Consider the following 23,956-nt stretch of genomic DNA (forward strand, 5'->3'; position numbering starts at 1 on the left):
CCGTGTCCGCGCCTGTGTCTTGGGACTAGGCTTCGGTCATGGGACTCATCATCACACTGCTGATCATCTGGCTTGTTTTGTCCATTCTGGGCTTCATCATCGAGGGCCTGTTGTGGCTGGCCCTCATCGGCCTGGTGCTGTTCGCTGCCACGGCTGCCTGGGGCTGGGTCAAACGCAGAGCCAGGACCTGACGCCCCTGCGCCACCCAACCTTGCGCCAATCTTTCAGAAAATCCCGCACGTTCCTGATGCTTATGCCGCAGGATCGGGGCAGGTTGACGCACGAGAGTTGGGGGACATCATGATGGACGACGGCGGCACAGGCGCCGCGGACGGGGGCGGGGACGCCCTGAGCGGCGAGACCATGGTCATCCGGACGTGGTTTGAGCCCAGGGGCGAATCCGGTTTCCGGGCCCGGATCACGTACGGCAAGGCCACGGGCGGGGAGCCGAACAGGTTTGCCACCGCTGATCCGGACGAAGTCCTTGACGTGGTGCGCCGATGGCTGGAGGCCCAGCGCGCCGGCAACTAGCCCTTTTGTCGCTCCTTGGCGGCGCTTCCGGCGCGCTAGCAGATACCCCCCCACAATCAAGGGGTTACTTGCGGGTCGCGGTCTGCGATTATGAGAGGACGCTTCCAATTCGGAGGCCTTTTAATTACTGTCCTTGCCTTGCATTCGGTGCCGGCGGCAGTGGCTAGGTTTTCTCATGCTGGATCCATTGGCACAGGCACAGGTCCTCATCCGCGACGATGTCTCATCACTTCCCATTCTGTGGGGCTGGTACTGGGGAAACGGCGGGAACGCAGGCCTGGTGGAATTCGATGCCTGCCTCTACGACCTCATGGTTCTTGACGCCTTTGACCTGAAAATCCTGGCGTGGGCTCTCGAGGACTTCGCGCTGCATTCGTGACTCGGCGGCCACAGAATGCAGGAGCGGTGCGCTTCCTGGCTCCACAACCTTCCGGGCAGGCGGTTCCGGCGTAAGCTGGGAAGGAACCGTCTGGAGGTGGGCGCTTTCACGCCGCATGTTCTTCATCGCGGTTGAAGACACTCCGGAAGGACGCGCCATGGACGCTATGCCTCTCAGCACGGAACTGCAGGACGGCATTGCCTCCCGGCTTCAGGACATGGTCCTGGAGACTTCCGATGCCGAGGAGTTCTTCCAGGAACTGGCCGACTTCTCCGCGTCGCTTCTCTCTCCGCCCGAATCGAAGGTTCACTGCAACGTCACCGTGGTGCGCAGGAAAAAGCCCGTCACGGTAGCCTGCAGCAGCCCCAGGGCGCGGGAGATGGATGAGCTCCAATACGCCTTCGGCGACGGGCCTTGCCTGACAGCCATGCGTACCGGCACCACCGCGTACGTCCCCGACGTTTCGATGGAGCGCCGCTGGCCGGAATACATCCGCGCCGTCGCGCAAAAGGGGATCCAGTCAATCTGGGTGTTCCCCTGCGCCTGGAGGGAGACTCCACCGCTGCTTTAAACATCTACTCCTCGCGTCCTTATGGAATATCGGGTGAGGACATCGCCCGCGCTGAGCTGTTCGGCGAACAGTCCGCCAAGACCCTCCGGCTGGAGCTGCGCCTGACGAGGCTCCAGGACGCAAAAGACAACCTGGAAGCGGCGATGAAGAACCGGACGGCCATCGATATTGCAGTCGGCGTGATCATGGCGCAGAACCGGTGCAGCCAGGATGCGGCGATAACCATCCTGAGGAAAGCCTCCAGCTCCCGCAACATGAAACTTCACAACGTAGCGGCCGCAGTCATCGAATCCGTTTCACCCCATACACCCTTGCGCACATTTTTCGACGAATAACGCCCGGGTTCCTCTGCCACTCTTCAGCTGGCGGCGTCCAGGGAGAGTTCTTCAAGCGCGGACGCGAGAGCCTCCGTGTCAAACCAGCGGGCAACCAGGATGCCATGAACAAAGGCGTCGAATTCGAAGGGATGACAGCGCCCGCCGTGGTTCCAATACGAGATCCAAAGGTCTATCAAGGACACATCCGCACGCCCCAGGAGCATGGTGGCTGCCTGCCGCAGGTCTTCCATGACCAATGCTCGCTTCTGCTACACCCACCCTGCAAGAGCAGTAACGGGCGGTCTCTCACGGGTGAAACTGGAAGCTTGTGCAGGGACGAAGAAAGCCCGCCGGTGGGGGACCGACGGGCTTTCCAAAACTGACGTTACAGGCAAGTAATTTGGTCAACGAGTGGACGATCCTCAGTACGACTGACGTCAGCGATCTTAGACTCGCGCAGCGGTTAAAAGTAGTTGTTGACTCTCCCGGCCGGCAGGCCGAAGCTTTGGGGATGACCAAAGAACCTGAAGCGCTGATGGCTGTCATCGACCGGCTGGCCGAGCGGTTCCCCCACCACCAACGCTCCGTCATTGAAGATGTGGTCGCCGAAGAGCACGGCCTGCTCGACGACGGGCCCGTCCGGGACTACGTACCGCTCCTTGTGGAACGGGCGGCAAAGCTGCGCCTCGCCCATCAGTAGCCCAACCGGTCCGCGCCAATAAGCGCAACCGCGCGCCGCCGTCGTACGCCCTCACGCCCCGCCTACCCCGCCCTCCGGGACAACGAGGACGGGCCGCTGCTGGTGCCGGATCAGGGCGGCAGGCACGGACCCCTCGAGGACCCTGTCCAGCCACGCCACAGACCCCGGCCGGCCGGCGCCCACCACGAGCAGCGCCGCATCGGTGTTCCTGGCCAGGCGGTTGAGGGCCTTGGAAACGTCGCCGTTGAGTACGCGGAAGGACCAGGACTCCCCCGGTTCCCCCAGAACATCTTCAAGCCGCCGCTGCAGGTGCGCGGAAGGGAACTCGGCTTCTTCGTTGATGCTCGGATCCAGGGACAGGGCTGTCCGCTGGTTCGCCGGCGCCCATTCCGTGAGGTAGCTGGCCGGATCGACGAACGCGCAGATCAGGTGCTCTCCCATTGCCGCTGCGAGGGCCGCGGCGGTGCGGACCAGGTGCTCGGAGAAGTTCCATTCAACGCCGACGACGATGGGCCCGTCCGGCCATTCCTTACCGGACATGCTGTCCCCGCACGAACGTCGCGGCCGCGAAAAGCGGGCCAGTTCCAGCGGCGGCGGACATGGCTACTTCCCGCTGAGCTCCGTGTAGACGGCGTTTTCCTGGGTCATGAGGAGGTTGTTTCCTTTTCAGTTGGTGGTGCCGGAGCGGCCGTGGGCCAGGCCGGTGGGGAAGCCCACCAGCACCGGTTCGGGTGCGGCGCAGCAACCGGACTCTGAGGTCTCTGCCGCCAGTGCCGTGGCGGGGACGTCGCAGCTGGTGCCGGCGTCCGTGGAGCAGACGCCGGTTTCGGGGAGTTCGAGGTGGACCGTGTCGGCTGATTCCTGGTCGCCGGCGAGGGCGGCGGCCACGGAGCGGACCTGCTCGTAGCCGGTGGCCAGCAGGAAGGTGGGGGCCCGGCCGTAGGACTTCATCCCGACAATGTAGAAGTCCTTGTCCGGGTGGGCGAGCAGCTTGGCACCGTGAGGCGGGACGGTGCCGCAGGAGTGGAATTCGGGGTCGATCAGCGGGCCCAGTTCCATCGGGGCTTCGACGGCGGGGTCCAGGTTGAGGCGGAGTTCACGCAGGATGTCCAGGTCCGGGCGGAAGCCCGTGCAGGGAACCACGACGTCGGCCTCGAGGGTGCGGCCGTCCACGGCACCGACGGTGACGGAGGAGTCCAGGGATTTGATCGAGCTGATCCCGAAGCCGGTGTGAAGTTCGAGTTTTCCGGCCTCCACGAGCCGGCGGACCCGGCCGCCAAGCTGGCCGCGGGCAGGCAGCCCGTCCAGGTCGCCTCCGCCGTAGACCTTGTCCACAGTTGCGCCACGGACTGCCCACAGGATCCGGGTGTCCGGCTCTTCCTTTGCGAGGTCTGCGAGGTTGATGAGTGTGTTGGCGGCGGAGTGCCCGGCACCGACCACCAGGACGCGGCGGCCGGCAAAGGCGGCGCGATCACGGCCGGCGACGTCGGGCAGCGGCGCGGAGATCCAGTCCCCTGCTGCTTCTTCGCCGATGGCGGCAAGGCCCGAGGTGCCCAGCGGGTTGCGGGTGGACCAGGTGCCGGAGGCGTCGATGACTGCTGCCACGGTGTGGTCGCGGGTTTCGCCGTCAGCGTGCTCCACGCGCACCACGAAGGGTGTGGTGTCCCTGCCCTTGATGTGAGTTTTGTCCAGGCCCTGCCGGGTGACGGCGGTGACGCGCGCGCCGGTCTGCAGGCGGGAAGAGATCTGGGGAAGGGTGGCCAGGGGTGACAGGTAGTTGTCGATCAGCTCGCCGCCGTAGGGCAGTGCGGTGGGCCGGGGCGCTTCCCAGCCGGCCGCTTCGAGGAGGCGGACGGCAGCGGCGTCCGTGTTGAACCGCCACGGTGAGAAAAGACGGATGTGGCGCCAGTGCTCAATGGCCGCGCCCGCCGTCGTACCTGCTTCAAGGATCAGCGGTTCCAGGCCCCGCTCAAGCAGGTGGGCGGCGGCGGCCAGGCCAATGGGCCCGGCGCCGATCACGGCGACCGGAAGCTTCTTCACTGAATCCATGGTGTCCTCTTTCATCCGTAGCGGCGGTGCGGTGCGGTTAGCGGCGGGGCTGCCCAACTAGGTCGCAGTAGTCGTCGTTTTGAGGCCCCAAAACGACAACTACTGCGACCTAGTTGGGGTGGGGGGTCAGCAGCAGTCCTCGTCGTCGCAGCAACCTGAGTCGCCGCAGCATCCGTTGGTCATGAGGCTCACCCCCTCCCCTGTCAGATTCGGGTTACTTGGCGGCCGGGGTGAGGGAGTCGATGAGGCCCTCAATTCGGCTCTTGATCTCGTCCCGGATGGGCCGGACGGAGTCGACGCCCTTGCCGGCCGGGTCCTCCAGCACCCAGTCCTCGTAGCGCTTGCCGGGGAAGTAGGGGCACTCGTCGCCGCAGCCCATGGTGATCACCACGTCCGACTCCTTGACAGCCTCGGTGGTGAGGACCTTGGGCACCTCGGCGGACATGTCGATCCCGATCTCTGCCATGGCTTCAACGGCGGCGGGATTGATCTTCTCGGCAGGCTGGGACCCGGCGGAGCGGACCTCGATCTGGCCCTTGCCGAGCGTGGTGAGGAACGCCGCGGCCATCTGGGAACGGCCGGCGTTGTGGACGCAGACGAACAGGACGGAGGGCTTCTTGGCGGTTTCGGTGCTCACGGGTTGTCTCCTGGTATCGGTTGGGTTGGACTGCGGCGGTGCTGACACTCCCGAACCGAACATTGATGATGATCGATATAGCGAGTATCTGACCCTACATTGATGAATGTCAATATGTGGTTGCGAAAAGTTCTACGAGTGGATCAGGCAGCCGTAATGCGGGGCGCTAGGTCCGTGACCCGGCTGGCAATGTCGGCAAAGGCAGCGTCGAAGGCGTCCTTGGTGCCCAGGCGCAGCGGGTCCGGGATGGACCAGTGGATTCCCGTCAGCCCGGTCAGTTCCTCGTGCGCGTTGTCGCATACGGTCACCACGAAATCCGCGTCACTGGCGACGTCATCCAGGGCCTGAGGTGCAACGGCGGGCAGATGGAGCCCGTGGCGGCGGGCGGCGTCGACGGCCCCGGGGGCGATGCGGTCCGCGGGGTGCGTCCCGGCAGACGCGGACGGGACGGTACTGGCCTGGCGCCACAGGGCGGCGGCCAGCTGCGAGCGGGCGCTGTTGCGCGTGCAGACGAACAGGACCCGCTGCGCGCCGTGGACCGCGCCGAAAACCAGCCCGTCCAAAGCCCCGGGTGCCAGCCGGAGGTAGCTGCGGCGCCTGTCCGCCTCGGACCGGTGCCGGGTTGCCAGGCCGGCGTCCTCCAGGGTTTTCAGGTGATGTGAGAGCAGGTTGGAGGACATGCCCAACTCCGCCTGGAGTTCCGTGGGCGAGAAATCCCCCAGCGTCAGGAGGTCAACGATGCGCAGGCGTGCCGGATCGGCGAGAGCCGCATGCCGGGCGACGCGCGCTTCAAAGTCGGAAGCTGGCTCAATCTTCATTGATTCAATTTTGACTGAGCTATCTTGGTGCGTCAAGCTGGTGGCATGACTTTGAACCAGCCGCCGTTGTGGCGCCGCGCCGTGGCCGAACTGCTCGGCACCGCCCTGCTCGTTGCCATCGTTGTGGGGTCCGGTATCGCCGCCCAGCAGCTCTCCCCCAACGACGTGGGCCTGCAGCTGCTCCAGAACAGCACCGCCACCGTCCTTGGCCTGACGGTGCTGATCCTGGTGTTCGGCCCGGTCAGCGGCGCGCACTTCAACCCCGTCGTCTCCCTGGCCGACTGGTTCCTCGGCCGGCGCAGCCGCTCGGGCCTGACCCTGGCGGACCTCGGCGCCTATGTCGCCGCCCAGGTCACCGGGGCCATCGGTGGCAGCGTGCTCGCCAACGCAATGTTCGACGTCGGGACCTCCTTCTCCGCCAAGGACCGGGCAAGCGGGGGGCACCTGCTGGGCGAAGTGGTGGCCACCGCCGGACTGGTCCTGCTCATCTTCGCCCTGGCCGCGACCAACCGCGGCGCCCTCGCCGCACCCGCCGTGGGTTCCTACATCGGGGCCGGGTACTGGTTCACTTCCTCAACCGCGTTCGCCAATCCCGCAGTGACCGTCGGCAGGATCTTCAGCGACACGTTCGCCGGCATCGCCCCGGGCTCCGTGCCCCCGTTTGTGGTCGCCCAGCTGGTGGGCGCCGCCGTCGGCCTGGGCCTGCTGCTCCTGCTGTTCCCGGCTGCCGCGCGCGCCGCGGACGATGTCGTTATCCCGCACGGCACCCGGGCAACCAAGCCGTAGGCATGTCTAATGGGTAGATGACCCCAGCGGCGCCCCCTACCCTGACTGTCCGTTCCATGCGTCCGGAGGACTGGCCGTCCGTCCGGGATATTTACCAGGAGGGGATCGATACCGGCCAGGCCACGTTCGAGTCGGAGGCGCCCGGCTGGGACAGGTTCGACGCGTCCCGCCACCCCGCCCATCGCCTCGTCGCCGTGACGGCGGATGGCCGCATCGTGGGCTGGCCGCTGTCTCCCCGGTGTCAGCCCGCCCCGTCTACTCGGGCGTCGTGGAACACTCGGTGTACGTTGCGGGAGAAGCTCGCGGCCTCGGGGTTGGCACGGCCCTGCTGCGGGCCCTGTCCGCATCCACCGAAGCCGGTGGCATCTGGACCATCCAAGCCAGCGTTTTCCCCGAGAATGAAGCGAGCCTCAAACTGCACCTCGCCAACGGCTACGTCGTGGTCGGGCGCCGGCAGCGCATAGCCCAAATGGGCCACGGACCCCTCCGCGGCACATGGCGCGACACCATCCTGATCGAACGCCGCTCCCCTGTCATCTAAACCTGCTCATCCTCGTTTCGTGCCTTCTGAGAAGCCCTTGAAGGATTCCCAGATGATGGCGGCTGCCGCCATCCCGCCGAAGACTCCGGCCGCAAACAACATGATTTTCAGGATGACGAGGAGCGTTTCCAGCACCTCGACGTCAACCGCGATCGGCAGCGTGAGCCCGAAGTAGAAGCACGAAATGGCCGCTGCCAGGATCAAGAGCCCGAATATGAGTGATTCGGCCGCTTCGGCATCGCTTTTGCGGCGGCGGGACCACACAGCGCTGAGGGCTGGGATGAGAAACGCGGTTGCTATCGCCATCAGTATCTCGCCCACAGCACCTCCAGCTTTACGCAGAGTGGTTCCACAGGACTCATCCCTTCTCCCACCAGAACCCTGGGACGTGTTGTGCCCGAATGGCCGGCCCCGGTCAGGTGGAACTGGGCGCCAAGGGGCCCAGCTTCCCGGATGCTTCGGAAAGGTCCACGCTGTTGGTGCGTGCGGGCCGGTACCAGCCCACGGCGGAACCGCGCAAGGCCTGGATGGCCGATCCGAAAACGACGTAGGCCCGCAGGGGCTCGTAGATCAGCCGGTACGCGGGCACCATGAGCAGGTGCAGCAGGTTCTCATGGACCATCAGTACCGCCACGATGGAGATGAGCATGTGGGTTGCTGCGACGAAAGCCGAGAAGATCGCGATGGCCTGCCATTCCCCGTGAGTGAGGCTGATGACGGCGACGACCACGGTCAGCGGCATAAAGACCAGGGGCACCAGCACGGAGATCAGCGCGTACGGCATGCTGAGCATGCCCAGGGCGCCGTACTTGGGGTTGAAGATCATGGCCCGGTGCTTGTAGAGGGTCTGGATGTTGCCGTAGGTCCACCGGAGCCTTTGCTTGAACAACCCCCGCACTGTCAGGGGTGCCTCGGTCCAGGCAACTGCTTGGTTCTCCTGGACGATGCTGTAGCCGAGCCGCTGCAGTGACAGTGTCAGGTCTGCGTCTTCGGCCATGGTGTCGTGGGAGTAGCCTCCTGCCCTGACCAGTGCCTCCCGGCGCCAGGCAGCGCAGGCACCCGGGACAATGGAAATCGCGCCCATCAGCCCTTCAGCCATGCGGGTGACGCAGATGCCGGAGAGATACTCCAGGCTTTGCCAGGCGGTGATGAGATTCTGCCGGTTCCCGACTTTGACGTGGCCGGCCACTGCCCCCACTTCCTTGCCGCTTCGGGGTGCCAGGAAATGGCGGGCAAACATCTTGATGGTCTGCGGCTCGAACAAGGTGTCCCCGTCCAGTGTGACCACAACCTGGCCCCACGACTCGTCGATGCCGTGATTGCTCGCAGCCGATTTGCCGCCATTGGGCTGGTTGATGACGCGCAGTGCCGCCCACGTCGTGGCATACTCCGTCAGCACGGCGAGCGTCCCGTCGGTTGACCCGTCGTTGACTGCCACCACTTCCATCAGGGGATAGTCGCTGGCTCGAAGGGCATCCAGGGTTTTCGCCACCACAAGTTCCTCGTTGTACACGGGCAGGACCACGCTGACGAAGGGCCATTCGGTCTCCTTGACCTCATCCCATTGACGTTTTTTCTGCCGGGAATTGTTGACCAGCGCCAGGATGACGAACAGGAACGTCAGTATCGTCAGGGAGCCGATACCGAACCAGAACAGCCAGGTGAGCAGCACGTTGGGGGTCACGAGGTAAGAGGTCAGGGCAGCAAGGGTTACGTTGTCCTCTATGGACGCCGGCACGTTGTGCTGCGGCACGAACTCGGGTGGCAGCAGAGGCTGGAGCGTGGTGAATGTGTAGCCCTGGGCTTTGGCCTGGGGGATGAACTCCTTGAGCATGTCGATCGTGGCGGTGCGGTCGCCGCCGCCGTCGTGGACGAGCACAACGTGGCCCGGGCCGCTCAATTCCGGCAGTGCAATGGATTCGGCCGGTCCGTGCTCCCAGTCGCGGGTGTCAAGGTCAAAGCTGACGTGGAGATACCCCAGCTGCTGCGAAAGCAAAAGCGCCAGCGTGTTGTTCTCCGGGTCACCGGTGGGGATCCGGAACAGCCTGGATTCGTAGTTACTGACCGCACGCATGATCCGGTCCATCCCGATGATCTGCTGGCGGTTGTACACATCGTCGTGGGACCAGAAGTCGATGTGGGATTCAGAGTGGTTGCCCACCATGTGGCCCTCGCGGACAATGCGCCGCAACAGGTCGGGATATTTGACCACGTTGTCCCCCACCGAAAAGAAGGTTGCCGGAACACCTTCCCGCGAGAGCAGGTCCAGGATTTCGGGCGTGTAGGTGGGGTCAGGGCCGTCGTCGAAGGTGAGCATCAGCGTGCGCTCCAGGGGCAGGCCGTAGGCCTCAACGACGTACGGACTGGCGCCGATCAGTAATGTCTCATCCGGAGTTGCCTCCCTCCAGACAGCGTCACTGAACGGATCCTCGAGCAGCGTTTTTCCATCCACTCGTTCTACGACTGCGATCCGGTGGAATGTGGCCAGGCCCTTGTCGGGGCCGATCCTTGGGATGCTCTCTAGGTCCTGCAGGTTCAGCAGCTGCCGTGGATACGCCACAGCCTGGTTCTGCTGTGCCGGGCGTACCGGAGCGGTCGCGGCCGGGAGGATCGCAACGATGGACAGCACCACCAGCAGAAGCCCGGCAAACACAAGGCTCAAAATTCTTCGCCAGCGGTTGCCTGTGGCATCGAAGAAGACTGGCGCCCGGCCAGGTGAAATCTGGGGCGCTGGGGCAGTCATGACTTCCTAGCGAAGGAACCGTACCTGCACATTTCTTGACAGGGCCAAACACAGCGACCATGGATGAAATCAGATCGGGGCCTGACCTGCCCATCTGGAACCGGGGCACAGCAAAACCCCGAGGGGCCGCCTTCCTACCGACTGTAGAAGACGCAGCCTCAGAAAACATCCGAAGTATGTACTCGAATTTTTTCCTTGCCATACCTGCTTAGACCTTTGAGGCGGCAGTGCGGGTACATCGTCCGGTAGCCAAAAAGATCAGCCCGCCCGGCGAAGTGCCGGACGGGCTTATCAGGGGCAACGCAGATAGTGGGAGCTACTCGGTGCCACCTTTGGCGCGGCGGCCGATGAAGTATGCGCCGGCCGCGACCAGGAGGAGCAGGACTGCGCCGATGCCGATGAACAGGCCCGTGTTGTCCTGTCCGGATGTTGCGGACGCGGCTGCCGGGCTTTCGGTGGCAGGCGCCGGGCTCGGGGCCGCTGAGGTGACAGCTGAGGTGGGTGATGGTTCCGTGGTGGCGGCCGCCGTCGACGTCTCCTCCGGGCCGTGGCTCCCGGCTCCGGCGTAGGTGAACGTAAAGGTGCCGTCGATGGGGTGCCCGTCGGCGGAAACGGCCCGCCACTCAACTGTATGTTCGCCGTCGTGGTCGATGGCGGCGTTGATGCTCAGGGTTGCACCATCCACGGCGATGTCACCCTCGCTGACCACGTGGCCGTCGGGGGCGGTGACAGTGATGATGTTCGAGCCCGGAAGCCCGGTGTCCGGTGCATTGGTCAGGGTGATGGAGACTTTGCCGGGGTTTGTGGTGACGGTTTCACCGGCGGCAGGGCTGGTGGACGCCAGGGCGTCGTGGGCCTGGGCGGGTGCGGAACCTGCCAGCAGGCCCAGGGCGAGGGCAGCGGCTGCGGCGCCTGAGGTCAGTACGCGGCGGATGGGAAAGCTCATTGGTGGTTGTCCTTTCAGGGACTGTGTCCGGCCAGGCGTGAGGGCGGGCCGGACGTAATTCGGGGAAGGTAAAGGGGCCCGCCTGGTCAGGCGGGCGCGCCGATGGCCGACAATGTCCGCCCGGAGGCAGCCGGCGGGCCGCGGCGCGGCGGAATACGGACTGCCAGGTGCCGCTTCATTACGGCCTTTTTCGGCAGAGCGCAGACACGGTACGCGGCCGGCAGCGGGACAGGGTGCAGGATGGCGGCCAGCGGGGCGAGCCACGCCTTAAGCTGCCAAAGTGCGGCCTCTCCGCGGGCCAGTACGACGGCGGTGGCGGCGATGGCGAGCAGGTGCGCTGCCAGCATGGCCGGGGCGGGCAGCGCGGCCAGGGCGTGACCTGTCAGCTCCATCGCGGAAGCTGGTGCGCCGGCGCAGCTGGGGATGGCGATCTGCCGATGGTGGCCATGGGCGGCGACGCCGGGTCCTGCGCAGTGCACCGACGGTCCGGAGAGTGCGGTGAAGGCCGAGTGCAGGGCCGCCTGGCTCCCGCCAAGGATGAGGGCCATGATGGGCAGCCGGAAGCGGCGGCGGGAGAGCAGCATCACCGGGGCCATGACCAGGACTGCCAGCAGGAGCAGGACAGGAGCCGGGGGCAGGTGCCCGCCCCCGGCGGTGTGCGCGGCAGCCGCAAGTCCGATGCCGGAGCCCGTGATCACGCCGGAGCGCAGAAAGCGCAGGGGCGGCTGTGCGGGCATGGTCCTGCCTTTCATGCTCGGTCCGGACGGACCTGCCCGCCCGATTGCTGCTGAGCCGGTGTCAGTCGTGGATGGGTTCGCCGGTGACCCGGTGGTCTGCGTGGTTGATGGTCTCCCGGATCAGCCTAATCAAGTGCCCGTCATGCAGCGAGTAAATGACATGCCTGCCGTCCTTGCGCGTGTCCACCAGTCCGCTCAGCCGCAGCTTGGCAAGGTGTTGGCTGACCACTGTCCGGGGAACGCTGGCTGCGGCCGTGAGTTCCGTGACGCTCTTGGGACCCTGGGCGAGCTGCCAAAGCAGGTGCAGCCGGGTGGGTTCGGCGAGCATGCGCAGTGTTCCGGCGGCCGTTTCCAGCAGCTCCGCCCCGGGCGCGACCGCATGGACGAGCGAGGGTTCTTCAGTGCCGGTGCTGAGAGGACTGCTCGGTTGGCTGCTCAACGGGCTGCTCCTCTACAACGGACCGGTCTGCCGCCGGGCTGCTGTGCCGGGGCCAGGACAGGAAGGCTCCTGCGCTACCCAGTATCGCAAGAATTGTCAGCGCCACTGCTGCCCACCCCAGGCTGGCGGCCGCCCCCACCCATCCGGCGAGGGGGTAGGCGATGATGTAGCAGGCGTGTGAGAGCGAGAACTGGGCCGTGAAAACATAGGGCCGGGTCTCCTCCGTGGAGGCGTCCCGCAGCAGCCGCGACGACGGTGTAAGGATGGTTGAGTTGCCCGCGCCAAGGACGAACCACAGCCCCAGCAGCCACCACCACCCTGCTTCCGGCGCAGCGAAGGCAACCACGGCCACGCAACCGGCCAGCGCTGCCGGGATCACGGCAGCGCCGGTGAGCATCACTGTGCGGTCACCGAAGCGCTCCAGTACCCGCGGGGCAAACAGGGCTACGAGCATGGAGCCGACGCCGAAGGATGCCAGTGCCAGTGCAAGGTCCGTGTCGGCGCGGCCGAGCACGTCACGGACGTAGACCACGGTGTTGACCAGGACCATGGCGGTGGGTGCGGCGACCACCACGTTCAGGGCCAGCAGGGACCGCAGCCGGCTGGTCCGCCAGAAAATCCGGGCACCGAGGGTGGTCCGGTGCCACAGCGATGTTGCCGGCGCGGCTGTCGCTTCAATTTTCGGGAGGACGGTTACGGCGACCATCAGCGCCGAGAAAAGGAACCCGAACACGGTGCCCAGGAACAAGTTGTTGTAGCTGACGACGGTCAGCAGCAGTGCCGCCGCGGCGGGGCTGACCAGGGCTTCCATGTCGTACGCGAGCCGGGACAGGGAAAGGGCCCGCGTGTAGTCCCGTTCCTTCTTCAGCACTGTGGGAATCAGCGACTGGAACGCCGGCGTGAAGGTGGCCGATGCCGACTGCAGCAGGAACACCACCACGTAGATCTGCCACGCCTCGGTAATGAACGGCAGGCACAGCGCCATCGCGCCACGGACCAGGTCGGCACCTATCAGCACGGGCTTCTTCGGCAACCGTGCCACCACCGCGTTGATCACCGGAGCGAAGCCCACGTAGGCCAGCATCTTGATCAGCAGGGCCGTACCCATGACGGCGCCGGCGTTGCTGCCTGCCAGGTCAAAGGCGAGCAACCCCAGCGCGACTGTGAGGAGCCCCGTTCCCAGCAGCGCCACCACCTGCGCGGCGAACAACCGCCGGTAGGTCACGTTCCGCAAAACGGCCAGCATTTCGAGACCCTTTCAAGTTCATACGTGCGTAAGTATGCACCTAATCCTACGCCTCCCCGCACGGTTGGCGAGCGGTTGAACCGGCAAGGCATCGCTACAGTAGGTGCTGGACGGAAGGCATCAACCATGACCGAAGAGACGCACACCGGCTTGGCGGGAACCGTCCTGCGCGAGCGGTACCGAGTGGAAGAAGTCCTTGGCCACGGCGGCATGGGCAGCGTCTACCGCGGGACCGACCTGGTTCTTGACCGGCAGGTGGCACTGAAGATCTTCCGCGAGGACGTCACCGACCCGGAGGAACTGGCCCGGCAGCAGGCGGAAGCCCGGATGCTCGCCCAGCTGAACCACCACGGCCTGGTCACGCTTTTCGATACCGGCACACTGCTCCGAGGCCACAGGGAAGTGCCCTTCCTGGTCATGGAGCTTGTTAACGGAACCGACCTTCGCCGCCACCTCGCAGCCGGGCCGTTGGCCGGGGACGAAGCGGCGCGGCTGGGAGCCGAACTGGCTGACGCACTGCAGTACATCCATCAGCGCGGCGTGGTCCACCGCGACGTAAAACCCGCGAACATCCTGCTGACCCGCTACGCGGCAGACTCCCCGCTGCGGCCCAAGCTGGCAGACTTCGGCATCGCAAGAATGCTCGACGGCGCCCGGCTCACCGCCACCAACATGGTTCCGGGAACAGCGGCCTACCTGAGTCCTGAGCAGGCCCGCGGGGACACGGTGGGGCCGCCGGCGGACATCTACTCGCTGGGCCTCGTGCTGCTGGAGGCCCTCACAGGGACGGTGGCATTCCCCGGACCTCCGCTCGAAGCCGCAGTGGCACGGCTCTCGCGGCTCCCGGACATTCCCGACTCCCTGGGTCCCCAGTGGAAGTCGCTGCTGACCGGCATGACGTCCCTGGATCCGCAGGACAGGCCGGACGCAGCGGGCGTCGCCAGGATCCTGGGAACTGGCGGCTGGAGCCTGCCGGCGGAAGGAGCAGGTGAGGCTCGTACTGCCGTCGCATCGCCCCACCCGGCCACGCGGATCCTGAACGCGGGTGACGCCGGGACCCGGATGGCCGGGAGCCCGGCCGCGCAGGGAAGCAGGTTGCCCGTCCTCTCCGACAGCCAGGCCACCAACGCCACGTCATGGAAGCCTGCCCCACAGTTGCCGGCGCGGGCACCTGCCTCGGCACATCCGAAGCCTGCCCGGAAGCGTCCCGGGGACAAACCCGGCCCCCTGCGGCGCCGCCGCCTGTGGATCCTGGCCGCGGCCGCCGTCGTCGTTCTTATCCTCGGGGCTGTCCTGCTGACGTCCCTCCAGCGGCCGACACCCGCGCCGGTTGACCCGGGGCCCGCCATCCCCGGGCAGCTGGGCGAGCATTTCAAGGAACTCGAAGAAAGCGTCAGGCCATGAACCGCCATCCCCGCCGCAAGCTGACCGCCACTGTTCTTGGGGCCTGCCTGGGCGTGGCGCTGCTTGGCGGGTGCTCCCCTGCGCCCGACCTGGACACTGCGGTGGCTGGGCAACTGCAGACGCGCGTGGCCTCGGCAAAGAAACTGGCTGCGGCACAGGACTTCCCGTCGGCGCTGGCCGAGCTTCAGCAGATGAACCAGGACGTGGCAACCGCTGCGGACCAGGGCAAGGTCTCGCAGCAGCGGAAAGCCCGGATCGAGGCGGCCATCAGCACGATCAGGAGTGAACTGGAAGCAGCCCTGGCACCGGCACCAACGTCTCCCGCAACCGATCGGCCGCTGACCAAGGACGAACAGGAGCGGCTCGAAGAGGCGCAAAAAGAGGCTGAGAAACAGCGCGAGGAAGCGCAGAAGGAGGCCGAAAAGCAGCTGGAAGAGGCACAGGAGCAAGCCGAAAAGCAACGCAAGGAAGCCCAGGAGGAAGCTGAAAAGCAGCGGAACAGGGACTAAGCGTTGACGTGGCCCCGGCGGCCCACACCGGCGCTACCTGTTTCGGTCGTGGATGCCAGGAGTTCGCCCACGGCGCACACGGCCCGGCCGAGAGTTGGCACCGCGTAAAGTGGAAGCATTATGGATGACCCTCCTTCACATATGCCCTGGCCCCTCCACCTTCTGACCGGTTCACCGGCCACCACGGGAGAGGGGCGCCCGAATGTATGAATGGATCATGCTCGGTATCGGCCTTGTCCTGACGGTCGGTACCGGTTTCTTTGTTGCTTCCGAGTTCGCGCTGGTCAACCTTGACCGCGGCGATCTTGAAGCCCGCCAGTCGCGCGGCGAAAAGCGCCTTGGGCCCACCATCAAGGCCCTCAAGATCACCTCGACGCACCTGTCCGGTGCGCAGCTGGGCATCACGCTCACCACGCTGCTGACCGGCTACACGTTCGAACCGGCCATCAGCCGCATGCTCAGCGGCCCCCTGCTCGCCGCCGGACTCCCCGAAGGCGCCGTGCCCGCGGTGGGCTCCGTCGTCGGGATCTTCCTTGCCACCATCTTCTCGATGGTGATCGGCGAGCTGGTCCCCAAGAACTTCGCCCTCGCGCTGCCCTTGGCGACGGCGAAGGTGGTGGTGCCGTTCCAGGCGCTCTTCACCGCCGTGTTCAAACCCGTGATCCTGCTGTTCAACAACACCGCGAACGCGATCATCCGGTCCTTCGGCATCGAACCCAAGGAAGAACTGTCCGGCGCCCGCAGCGCCGAGGAACTCAGCTCCTTGGTGCGGCGCTCTGCACTGGAAGGCGTGCTCGACGCCGACCACGCAGTCCTGCTGCACCGCACCCTGCGCTTCTCCGAACACTCCGCCGCGGACGTCCTGACGCCGCGCGTGCGCATGACTGCCGTTAACGACGATGACACGGCCGAAGAGATTATCGCCCTGGCCACCACCACCGGCTACTCCCGGTTCCCCGTCATTGGAGAAGACCGCGACGACGTCCTGGGCGTCCTGCACGTCAAGCAGGCCTTCGCCGTGCCCCTGGAAGACCGGGACCGCGTCACCGCTTCAGAGCTGATGATCGCACCATTGAGGGTGCCTGAGTCGATGGGGGTCGACACGCTGCTGGTCCTGCTCCGCAAGCAGGGGCTCCAGGTGGCGATCGTTTCTGACGAGCACGGCGGCACCGCCGGCATCGTCACCCTTGAGGACCTGGTGGAAGAGATCGTGGGTGAACTCGAGGACGAGCACGACCGGGCGCGCGCCGGCGTGGTCCGGGTTGGCCGGTCCATCACCTTCGATGCGTCGCTGCGGCCGGACGAACTGCTGGACCGGACCGGCATCACTGTCCCGGATGACGAGGACTACGACACCATCGCCGGGTTCGTCACGGACCAGCTGGACCGCATCCCGGAACTCGGCGATGAAGTGCAGATCGACGGCGGGACGCTCCGTGTGGAGCGCGTCCTGGGCACGCACGTGGAGCGGATCCGCTTCACGCCGGACCAGACGCAGGAACCGCCCCAGAGCGCCCATGACCGCATCATCGACAATCTCACCTCGGAGCTGACCCATGAGTGAATACCTTCCCGGCATTATCTGGCTGGTGGTGCTCCTGGTGGTCAACGCGTTCTTCGTGGGCGCCGAGTTCGCCGTCATTTCCGCCCGCCGTTCCCAGATCGAACCCAAGGCCGAGGCTGGCAGCAAAGCCGCGAAGACCACGCTGTGGGCCATGGAGCACGCCACCCTCATGCTGGCCACCAGCCAGCTGGGCATCACGGTGTGTTCGCTGGTGATCCTGAACGTCTCCGAACCGGCCATCCACCACTTGCTGGAAATCCCGCTGGGCCTGACCTCCCTGTCCTACGAGGCGATCAGCATCATCGCGTTCGTCATTGCCCTGCTGCTGGTGACCTTCCTGCACGTGGTCCTGGGCGAGATGGTCCCCAAGAACATCTCTTTCTCCGTCCCCACCCGTGCGGCGTTGATCCTGGCCCCGCCACTGGTGATGGTCTCCCGGGTGTTCAAGCCGGTGATCTGGACCCTGAACGGCATCGCCAACTCGATCCTGCGGCTGTTCAGGGTGGAGCCCAAGGACGAAGCCACCAGCGCCTACACCCTGGACGAGGTGGCCAACATCGTGGAGCAGTCCACCCGCGACGGCATGCTAAGCGACACCAGTGGCACGTTGACGGCCGCGTTCGAGTTCACCGCCAAGACCGTAGCGGACGTGGAGGTACCTATCAGCGAGATGGTGCTCCTGCCCGCCTCCGCCACCCCGGCGGACATCCAGCGCGCAGTGGCCCAACACGGCTACTCCCGGTACATCCTCACCGATGAGGCCGGCGTCCCCTCCGGCTACCTGCACCTCAAGGATGTGATGGACCTGGTGACGCCGGAGAAGTTCACCCAGCCCGTTCCGGCGAAGCGGATCCGCCGCCTCGCCTCCGCTTTCAGCGGCGGTGAGCTCGAGGACGCGCTGGCCACGATGCGGCGCACCGGCGCCCACGTTGCCCGGGTGTTCGACGCCCAGGGCAACACCACCGGTGTCCTGTTCCTCGAGGACATCATCGAAGAACTCGTGGGCGAAGTCCAGGACGCCACCAGCGCCTGACAGTCACCCCTTGCTTTCGTGCCCGGCAGCGGTAGCAACACTGCTGCCGGGCATGACCGGTCTGGAGCACAATGCCCTTTTCCGCTGACTTACTGGGTCCCATCCTGGAACTCATGACCTGGATCGGTATCGTCCCCGGCATCCCTTTGATCATTACGGGGCTGGTCATCGCCAAGAAGCAATGCCCCTGGGCCCAGGCTGCGGGCGAAGTCGTCACCGCAGGTGCCTACAAAGCCCTTCAGTGGAGGCCCAAGGACGAGGCAACATCCCGTCTCATCCTGCTGCCGGCTGATGAAGCCGCGAAGGTGACTGCCGGAACGTTCATCGTCTTCTACTACGACACCTGCCACCCTGCCCACTGGTCCATGTATCCTCCGCGGCAGCAGAACCCGCTTCTCGTTCTGGGCTGGATCCTGACCGGAGCCGGCGTCCTTTGTGCCGTTGCGGGTCTGGCGCTTACCACCATCTCCAGCTGAAGTCTTTGTCACTCCTCGCTTCCTTCCACAACCCGGATTACCCATTCACCCCGTGTGCCCTGACGATATGATCGCTCCATGGCCAGCCCCACGGAATTCCTGGGCCCCATCCTGGAGCTGATGACCTGGGTCGGGGTCGTACCGGGCGTGCCGCTTCTGATCATCGGCTGGATCATCCGCAAGCGCCGGTGCAACTGGTCCACCACCGACGGTGAAGTTTTTACCGCCGGACGGTACCGGGGACTGCAATGGACCGACAACACCAGCACCTCCCGCCGCGGCCTTTTGGAGCCCGACCAGGCACCGGAACTTCAGGCCGGACACGTAGCGGTCCTGCACTACGACATCTGCCACCCCGCACGCTGGCGGCTGGAACCCCCAAGGCACGACAACACCGCCACCGTCCTGGGCCTGGTACTGACCGGCGTGGGCATCGCAAGCGCGATCGCCGGTTTCGTCCTCATGATGCTTTAGCGCCGTGCCCGAGGCACCATTTTTCACCCCAAGGGGTGTCCCACTTCCTTGAAACTGCATCCCCCGGCGGGATGCCCCCCCTGCCGAACCGGGATATGCCTTCATCTGTCCTTTGAGGGCGGCTTCATGAGGATGTCCGTGAGTTGCGTCAGGCCGCCGGCCATGTCCACATTCTTGTCGTAAAGCCATTGCAGCTGCAGTCCGTCAAAGGCTGCGATGACCAGCCTCGCAAGAGCCTGCGCGGGAACATCCTTGCGCACTTCACCCGACTCCTGGCGGCGTTGGATGTCCTCGCCCAACTCCGTCACAAGCATGGCGTAGCGGTCCACGAAATACGGGTGTGAGTCGTGCCCGGGATCGCTGGCCGTCGCTGAGGCCACGGCGTAAAGCGTGGTGAGTCCAGGCTCGTTGCGGTTCCGTTCCGCGACGGGCGCGAGCAGCCTCAGTCCTGTCTTGGCGTCATCGGCAGTACTGAGGACCCGTCGGTCCCGCTCGGACAGGACGGCAGTCAGCAGCTCCTGCTTGCCCCTGAAGTAGTGGAACAGGGTGGCTTCCTTCACCCCTACGAGCTCGGCCACCCGTTTCAGCGCCGCACCCTCAAAGCCCTCAGTGGCGAAGACATCCGTTGCTGTCTGGATGATTTGCTCCCGGCGCTCCGCTCCTTTGGCGTACTGGCCACGCGGCTTTGATGTCGGCATCACGACAGTTTATTTCAAGCGCCCCTCCTGAAAACCTAGTCTTACTTGGTTTTTGTGTATATGATCCTTTTCACGGCCCAACGGAGGGTCGCTTTCATCAGGAGGCAATGTGGCCGAGAAGACCATTTCCCAAGATCCCGCTGCATCTCCGGCCAGCGGTGCCTTGGGCAGCAGCACAGGAGTCACCGCCGCCGGAACCGGCGCCCCTTCACCAGTCAAGGCACCCCGCGCCTACGTCATCGGCATGCCCATCGCCAGCGCCGGGCTCTGGATGGCTGTGCTGGCTCCGGCGCTTGTGGTGCTGGCCATCAAGGTTTCCGAGATCACCACCCCGGAAACCCGGGCAGGAGCCCTGAGCCTGGTTGCCGGCGTCGGCGCCCTGGCAGCGCTGCTGGCCAACCCGTTCTTCGGGAGGCTGAGCGACCGCACCACATCCCGGTTCGGTATGCGCAAGCCCTGGATTGTTGGCGGTTCCCTGGTCGGGCTCGTGTCCCTCTTTTTCCTGGGTTCGGCCACCGACGTAGTCGGCGTGCTGGTTGCCTGGCTGTTTACGCAGCTCAGCTTCAATGCCGCCCTTTCTGCCCTGGTTGCCACGCTTCCTGACCAGGCCGGCCCCACCGAACGCGGCCGTCTCTCCGGCCTGATTGGCATGACGCTTCCCCTCGGCCTGGTTGCCGCCGCGTTCCTTGCACAGCTGTTCGATAACGCCCTGCAGATGGCAGTGGTGCCCGGCATCATCGGCACCGTGGTGGCCATCGCCTTTGCCTTCACGTTCAAAGACCGGGTCCTGACCGAGAAGCCTGCCCCGCTGAACCTGAAGGAGATCGCGGGCTCGTTCTACTTCAACCCCCGCACCAACCCCGGACTGGGGTGGGCCTGGTTCACCAAGTTCCTGGTGTACATCGGGTACTGCGCAGGCCTGCTGTACCTGCCCTACTTCTTCATCGACCACCTCAAGGTGGCCGAAGCGGATGTCACCGCCCTGGTCTTCCAGGCAACCCTGGTCAACTCCGCCGGCACGGTCCTCACCAGCCTCGCCGGAGGCTGGATCAGCGACCGCATCGGCAAGCGCAAGGCAATGGTCATCGCCTCGGCAATCATCGTGATGCTCGGCCTGATCGTCATCGCCACCAGCACCACCACGGACCAGGTCCTGGTCGGACAGGCAATCACCGGCCTCGGCCTTGGCTGCTTCGGAGCCGTGGACGTTGCCCTCATCACCGATCTGCTGCCCAAGGACCAGAGCGAGAACGCGAAAACCTTTGGTGTCTTCAACATCGCCCAGGCACTGCCCCAGTCCCTGGTGCCGGCCATCGCATTCCCCGTCATCACGCTCGGCGGTTACCCCGCACTCTTCATCGGCGGGGCCGTCGTCGGCATCATCGGCGCCGTCCTCGTCACCCGCATCAAAGGAGTCAAATAGATGAACCCCACCCTCTCCCCTGCCGCAACCGCCCCGGCCGCCGGTTCGCCCGACGCCGAAACACGCATCCGCGAAATAGCCGAAAACCTTTCCCTTGAACAGCAGATCCAGCTCCTGACGGGCGCGGATGTCTGGGCAACGCACGCCCTTCCTTCCATCGGCCTTTCCCGCGTGGTCCTCTCGGACGGTCCCTCGGGGGTCCGTGGTGAAGACTTCGACGAGCGGCACGACTCCGTCTCCCTGCCGTCGTCGTCCGCCCTGTCCGCCACGTGGAGCGTGGACGTCGCACGCCGCTACGGCCAGGTCCTGGGCCAGGAAGCCCGCCGCAAGGGCGTCCACGCCGTACTTGGCCCCACCATCAACCTGCACCGCTCACCCTTGGGCGGAAGGCACTTCGAGTGCATGAGCGAAGACCCCCGGCTCACCGCAACCCTGGCCGCCGGCTACGTGGCCGGCGTGCAGTCCATGAGGGTCGGGGCAACACCCAAGCACTACCTGGCCAACGAGGCCGAAACGGACCGCTTCACCGCCGACTCCGTAGTTGACGAGCGCCCCCTGCGCGAACTCTACCTCGCAGCCTTCGAAGACGCCATCACCGAGGCACGCGCCTGGCTGGTCATGAGCTCCTACAACTCCATCAACGGCACCACGGCCAGCGAGAACCACCTCCTGAAGACCCCGCTGTCCACCGAGTGGGGCTTTGACGGCGTCGTCGTTTCGGACTGGACCGGCGTCCGGTCCGTCGAGGCGGCCAATGCCCACCAGGACCTCGAGATGCCCGGCCCGGTAGGCCACTGGGGACCCAAACTGCTCGCAGCCGTTGAGGATGGACGCGTCAGCCGCGCCGCCATCCTGGAAAAAGTCGTCCGCATCCTCCGCCTGGCTGCCCGTGTCGGATCGCTTGAAGGCGTCTCCCCCGCTGTGGCCGACCTTCCGCCGGCCCTCGACGCCGCCGCCGTCGCCCGTGAAGTGGCGGTCCGGGGCGCCGTCCTGGTCCGCAACAAGGACGGGCTCCTGCCCCTTGACCCGTCAGCACTGGCCAGTGTGGCGGTGAGCGGCCACAACGCCGAAGAGGCCCGCACGCAGGGCGGCGGCAGTGCCACCGTCATGCCCAAGTACACTGTTTCTCCCCTAGAGGGCCTGCGTGAAGCCCTGCCGGAAAGCGTCAGCGTCAGCTATGCCCGCGGAGCCAAGGTAGCCGAAGGCCTGCAGGCTTTCCCGCGCACCTCCCTGCACAACCCCGTTTCCGGCGTTCCCGGCCTGCGGGTGACCTTCCTGTCCGAAGACGGTACGGAAATCTCCGGTGAGGACCGGCTGGCGTCCCACCTGATCTGGTTCGGCGTCGGGATCCCGGAGGGTGCTGCCGCCATCCGCATGGAAGCTGATTGGACGGCCCCCACGGCAGGCATCCATCACCTGGGCGTGGGAACGGTGGGACACATCCGCCTGTCGCTGCAGGGCGAGGAAGTTTTCAACGGCGAGATCAAGGATGACACCGACGTGCTCGGCGCCGCCCTCTTCGACCCGCCCAAGACCGTCCACCCCGTGAAAACCGCTGCGGGCGAAACGGTGCGCATCGAAGCCGTTTACGGGCTGCCCAAGCAGCAGGTCATCCCGTTCACCGCCATCCTCCTGGGCGAGGAGACCGTCGTGGAGGACCCCCAGGCCGATATTGACGCGGCAGTGGAAGCGGCAAAAGCGGCGGACGTGGCCATCGTGGTGGTGGGAACCAGCGCCGCGATCGAGTCCGAGGGCTTTGACCGCAAGGACCTTGACCTTCCCGGCCTGCAGAACCAACTGGTCGAAGCCGTTGCCGCTGTCAACCCGCGCACCGTCGTGGTGGTCAACTCCGGCTCACCGGTCCTGATGCCGTGGCTCGACAAGGTGGGAGCCGTCCTGCTCGGCTGGTTCGGCGGCCAGGAATTCGGCCGTGCCATCGCGGACATCCTCCTCGGCGTCGAGGAGCCAGGCGGCCGCCTGCCCACCACCTGGCCCGCAGCCCTGGAGGACGTTCCGGTCCTGAACACCACACCGGTGGACGGCAAGGTGGTCTACTCCGAAGGCATCCACGTTGGCTACCGGGCCTGGCTCAAGCAGGAAGCTGCCGGCGGCGCCGCCCCTGCCCTCCCTTTCGGCTTCGGCATGGGCTACACCACCTTCGAACTGGGAACAGCCCACGCTCCCCAGTACGTGACTGCCGGCCAGGACGTCGTGGTGCACGTTCCGGTCCTCAACACGGGCAAGCGCACCGGCCGTGAAACGGTGCAGGTGTACCTGGACCGCCCCGGCTCCGCCGTGGAGCGCCCCGTCCGCTGGCTCGCCGGCTACGCGGGAACGCACCTGGCGCCGGGAGGTACGGAAAGCGTGGAAGTGCGGATCCCGGCACGGTCCTTTGGCCATTACGACGGCGGCTGGCAATTTGAGCAGGGCACGTTCCGCCTGCTGGTGGGCCGCCACGCCGCTGACGACTTCCAGGTGCTGGACATCGAACTGCGGTAACACAGGACGTTACAACCAAGGCCGGGCTGGATCCGAACACTTCGGATCCAGCCCGGCCTTCATGGCTTTTCCTTCGGGCAGCCTGGGGTTACACCAAGCTGGGCTGGCTCGACAAAATGTAGTCCAGCGCCGCAGGACCGGTCATCGACAGCCCCGGCCACACCAGCTGGCCGCCGCGGACGTACGGCTCAACCTGGGTTTGCCGGCGCATGGCGATCCACAGTGAAGCGCTGGCAATTGGCTCCTCGCCATTGAGGAAACACCAGCTCAGGTACAGCCCGTACACCTCGTCCTCGCGCAGGCCCGGCTGCTTGTCCGGGTCACAGGTGATGCATTCCAAAAGAAAACGGCTGCAATTCGGCACACTCATATCTGTAAACCTCCTGCTAAGAACCCACGGACCCGGGTTCCAGGGCCGCGCGGCAGCGCGCGGCAG

At 65.6% G+C, this 23,956-nt stretch carries 28 protein-coding genes and 1 pseudogene; 16 read left to right on the plus strand and 13 right to left on the minus strand.

Annotated features, from left to right (window positions below; genetic code table 11):
* Positions 1-38 precede the first annotated feature (38 nt).
* From DXK94_RS13475 to DXK94_RS21690, 5 genes are all read left to right on the plus strand, one after another.
* On the plus strand, positions 39-191 hold the full coding sequence (locus DXK94_RS13475) for an LPXTG cell wall anchor domain-containing protein (protein WP_115525355.1): 153 nt from the start codon (positions 39-41) through the stop codon (positions 189-191).
* Between the two features lie 109 nt (positions 192-300).
* Positions 301-531: a hypothetical protein gene (locus DXK94_RS13480; RefSeq protein ID WP_139386275.1), complete on the plus strand. Its 231-nt coding sequence runs from the start codon at positions 301-303 to the stop codon at positions 529-531.
* Between the two features lie 175 nt (positions 532-706).
* Entirely contained in the window at positions 707-910 is a 204-nt protein-coding gene (locus tag DXK94_RS13485; RefSeq protein WP_079598695.1) for a hypothetical protein, read from the plus strand.
* A gap of 157 nt (positions 911-1,067) precedes the next feature.
* On the plus strand, positions 1,068-1,481 hold the full coding sequence (locus DXK94_RS21685; protein ID WP_258868546.1) for a GAF domain-containing protein: 414 nt from the start codon (positions 1,068-1,070) through the stop codon (positions 1,479-1,481).
* Between the two features lie 143 nt (positions 1,482-1,624).
* Positions 1,625-1,816, plus strand: a complete 192-nt coding sequence (locus tag DXK94_RS21690; RefSeq protein ID WP_258868547.1) for an ANTAR domain-containing protein — start codon at positions 1,625-1,627, stop codon at positions 1,814-1,816.
* 23 nt (positions 1,817-1,839) lie between these two features.
* Here DXK94_RS21690 and DXK94_RS13495 read toward each other — a convergent pair whose 3' ends face one another.
* A complete protein-coding gene (locus DXK94_RS13495) occupies positions 1,840-2,049 on the minus strand; it encodes a hypothetical protein (protein WP_181884833.1) in 210 nt (69 codons plus the stop codon).
* A gap of 260 nt (positions 2,050-2,309) precedes the next feature.
* Here DXK94_RS13495 and DXK94_RS13500 point away from each other — a divergent pair, with 260 nt between their 5' ends.
* Positions 2,310-2,498, plus strand: a complete 189-nt coding sequence (locus DXK94_RS13500; RefSeq protein WP_115525357.1) for a three-helix bundle dimerization domain-containing protein — start codon at positions 2,310-2,312, stop codon at positions 2,496-2,498.
* Between the two features lie 51 nt (positions 2,499-2,549).
* Here DXK94_RS13500 and DXK94_RS13505 read toward each other — a convergent pair whose 3' ends face one another.
* From DXK94_RS13505 to DXK94_RS13520, 4 genes are all read right to left on the minus strand, one after another.
* Positions 2,550-3,038 (minus strand): universal stress protein, encoded by a 489-nt coding sequence (locus DXK94_RS13505; protein WP_115525358.1) that lies wholly within the window; start codon positions 3,036-3,038, stop codon positions 2,550-2,552.
* Between the two features lie 126 nt (positions 3,039-3,164).
* The gene (locus DXK94_RS13510; RefSeq protein ID WP_115525359.1) at positions 3,165-4,547 is read right to left on the minus strand and encodes an NAD(P)-binding domain-containing protein; all 1,383 of its coding nucleotides are present in this window, start codon (positions 4,545-4,547) and stop codon (positions 3,165-3,167) included.
* Positions 4,548-4,761: 214 nt separating this feature from the next.
* Positions 4,762-5,184 (minus strand): arsenate reductase ArsC, encoded by a 423-nt coding sequence (locus tag DXK94_RS13515; protein ID WP_115525360.1) that lies wholly within the window; start codon positions 5,182-5,184, stop codon positions 4,762-4,764.
* A 143-nt stretch (positions 5,185-5,327) separates the two neighbouring features.
* On the minus strand, positions 5,328-6,002 hold the full coding sequence (locus DXK94_RS13520; RefSeq protein WP_115525361.1) for a metalloregulator ArsR/SmtB family transcription factor: 675 nt from the start codon (positions 6,000-6,002) through the stop codon (positions 5,328-5,330).
* A 45-nt stretch (positions 6,003-6,047) separates the two neighbouring features.
* Here DXK94_RS13520 and DXK94_RS13525 point away from each other — a divergent pair, with 45 nt between their 5' ends.
* Complete coding sequence (locus DXK94_RS13525; RefSeq protein ID WP_115525362.1) at positions 6,048-6,788, plus strand: MIP/aquaporin family protein; 741 nt, start codon at positions 6,048-6,050, stop codon at positions 6,786-6,788.
* 17 nt (positions 6,789-6,805) lie between these two features.
* Positions 6,806-7,329 (plus strand): annotated as a pseudogene (locus DXK94_RS13530) (GNAT family N-acetyltransferase).
* A 6-nt stretch (positions 7,330-7,335) separates the two neighbouring features.
* Here DXK94_RS13530 and DXK94_RS13535 read toward each other — a convergent pair.
* From DXK94_RS13535 to DXK94_RS13560, 6 genes are all read right to left on the minus strand, one after another.
* Entirely contained in the window at positions 7,336-7,650 is a 315-nt protein-coding gene (locus tag DXK94_RS13535) for a hypothetical protein (protein ID WP_079598708.1), read from the minus strand.
* A gap of 94 nt (positions 7,651-7,744) precedes the next feature.
* Complete coding sequence (locus tag DXK94_RS13540) at positions 7,745-10,072, minus strand: bifunctional polysaccharide deacetylase/glycosyltransferase family 2 protein (RefSeq protein ID WP_115525363.1); 2,328 nt, start codon at positions 10,070-10,072, stop codon at positions 7,745-7,747.
* Between the two features lie 316 nt (positions 10,073-10,388).
* Positions 10,389-11,018 (minus strand): copper resistance CopC family protein, encoded by a 630-nt coding sequence (locus DXK94_RS13545; protein ID WP_115525364.1) that lies wholly within the window; start codon positions 11,016-11,018, stop codon positions 10,389-10,391.
* Positions 11,019-11,104: 86 nt separating this feature from the next.
* Entirely contained in the window at positions 11,105-11,755 is a 651-nt protein-coding gene (locus DXK94_RS13550) for a hypothetical protein (RefSeq protein ID WP_115525365.1), read from the minus strand.
* 61 nt (positions 11,756-11,816) lie between these two features.
* Positions 11,817-12,194: a helix-turn-helix transcriptional regulator gene (locus tag DXK94_RS13555; RefSeq protein WP_181884834.1), complete on the minus strand. Its 378-nt coding sequence runs from the start codon at positions 12,192-12,194 to the stop codon at positions 11,817-11,819.
* Entirely contained in the window at positions 12,154-13,440 is a 1,287-nt protein-coding gene (locus tag DXK94_RS13560; RefSeq protein ID WP_115525366.1) for an MFS transporter, read from the minus strand. Before DXK94_RS13560 ends, DXK94_RS13555 begins: the two co-directional genes overlap by 41 nt.
* Before the next feature lie 126 nt (positions 13,441-13,566).
* Here DXK94_RS13560 and DXK94_RS13565 point away from each other — a divergent pair, with 126 nt between their 5' ends.
* From DXK94_RS13565 to DXK94_RS13590, 6 genes are all read left to right on the plus strand, one after another.
* On the plus strand, positions 13,567-14,844 hold the full coding sequence (locus tag DXK94_RS13565) for a serine/threonine-protein kinase (RefSeq protein ID WP_115525367.1): 1,278 nt from the start codon (positions 13,567-13,569) through the stop codon (positions 14,842-14,844).
* Positions 14,841-15,353 (plus strand): hypothetical protein, encoded by a 513-nt coding sequence (locus tag DXK94_RS13570; protein WP_115525368.1) that lies wholly within the window; start codon positions 14,841-14,843, stop codon positions 15,351-15,353. The genes DXK94_RS13565 and DXK94_RS13570 overlap by 4 nt, the downstream gene beginning before the upstream one ends.
* Positions 15,354-15,555: 202 nt before the next feature.
* The gene (locus tag DXK94_RS13575) at positions 15,556-16,917 is read left to right on the plus strand and encodes a hemolysin family protein (protein ID WP_115525369.1); all 1,362 of its coding nucleotides are present in this window, start codon (positions 15,556-15,558) and stop codon (positions 16,915-16,917) included.
* On the plus strand, positions 16,910-17,950 hold the full coding sequence (locus DXK94_RS13580; RefSeq protein WP_115525370.1) for a hemolysin family protein: 1,041 nt from the start codon (positions 16,910-16,912) through the stop codon (positions 17,948-17,950). The genes DXK94_RS13575 and DXK94_RS13580 overlap by 8 nt, the downstream gene beginning before the upstream one ends.
* A gap of 113 nt (positions 17,951-18,063) precedes the next feature.
* Positions 18,064-18,426: a hypothetical protein gene (locus tag DXK94_RS13585; protein WP_181884835.1), complete on the plus strand. Its 363-nt coding sequence runs from the start codon at positions 18,064-18,066 to the stop codon at positions 18,424-18,426.
* Between the two features lie 78 nt (positions 18,427-18,504).
* The gene (locus tag DXK94_RS13590) at positions 18,505-18,900 is read left to right on the plus strand and encodes a hypothetical protein (protein ID WP_115525372.1); all 396 of its coding nucleotides are present in this window, start codon (positions 18,505-18,507) and stop codon (positions 18,898-18,900) included.
* A gap of 101 nt (positions 18,901-19,001) precedes the next feature.
* Here DXK94_RS13590 and DXK94_RS13595 read toward each other — a convergent pair whose 3' ends face one another.
* A complete protein-coding gene (locus DXK94_RS13595; RefSeq protein ID WP_115525373.1) occupies positions 19,002-19,598 on the minus strand; it encodes a TetR/AcrR family transcriptional regulator in 597 nt (198 codons plus the stop codon).
* Between the two features lie 109 nt (positions 19,599-19,707).
* On the opposite strand from DXK94_RS13595, the gene DXK94_RS13600 reads away from it, so the two are divergent.
* Both DXK94_RS13600 and DXK94_RS13605 read left to right on the plus strand, forming a co-directional pair.
* Positions 19,708-21,021 (plus strand): MFS transporter, encoded by a 1,314-nt coding sequence (locus DXK94_RS13600; protein WP_258868548.1) that lies wholly within the window; start codon positions 19,708-19,710, stop codon positions 21,019-21,021.
* On the plus strand, positions 21,022-23,520 hold the full coding sequence (locus tag DXK94_RS13605) for a beta-glucosidase (protein WP_115525374.1): 2,499 nt from the start codon (positions 21,022-21,024) through the stop codon (positions 23,518-23,520).
* 88 nt (positions 23,521-23,608) lie between these two features.
* Here the strand turns inward: DXK94_RS13605 and DXK94_RS13610 are convergent, their stop codons facing one another.
* Positions 23,609-23,890 (minus strand): hypothetical protein, encoded by a 282-nt coding sequence (locus DXK94_RS13610; RefSeq protein WP_115525375.1) that lies wholly within the window; start codon positions 23,888-23,890, stop codon positions 23,609-23,611.
* Between the last annotated feature and the right edge of the window lie 66 nt (positions 23,891-23,956).

Origin of the sequence: Arthrobacter sp. RT-1, from assembly GCF_003367205.1 — a bacterium.
Classification (GTDB): domain Bacteria; phylum Actinomycetota; class Actinomycetes; order Actinomycetales; family Micrococcaceae; genus Arthrobacter.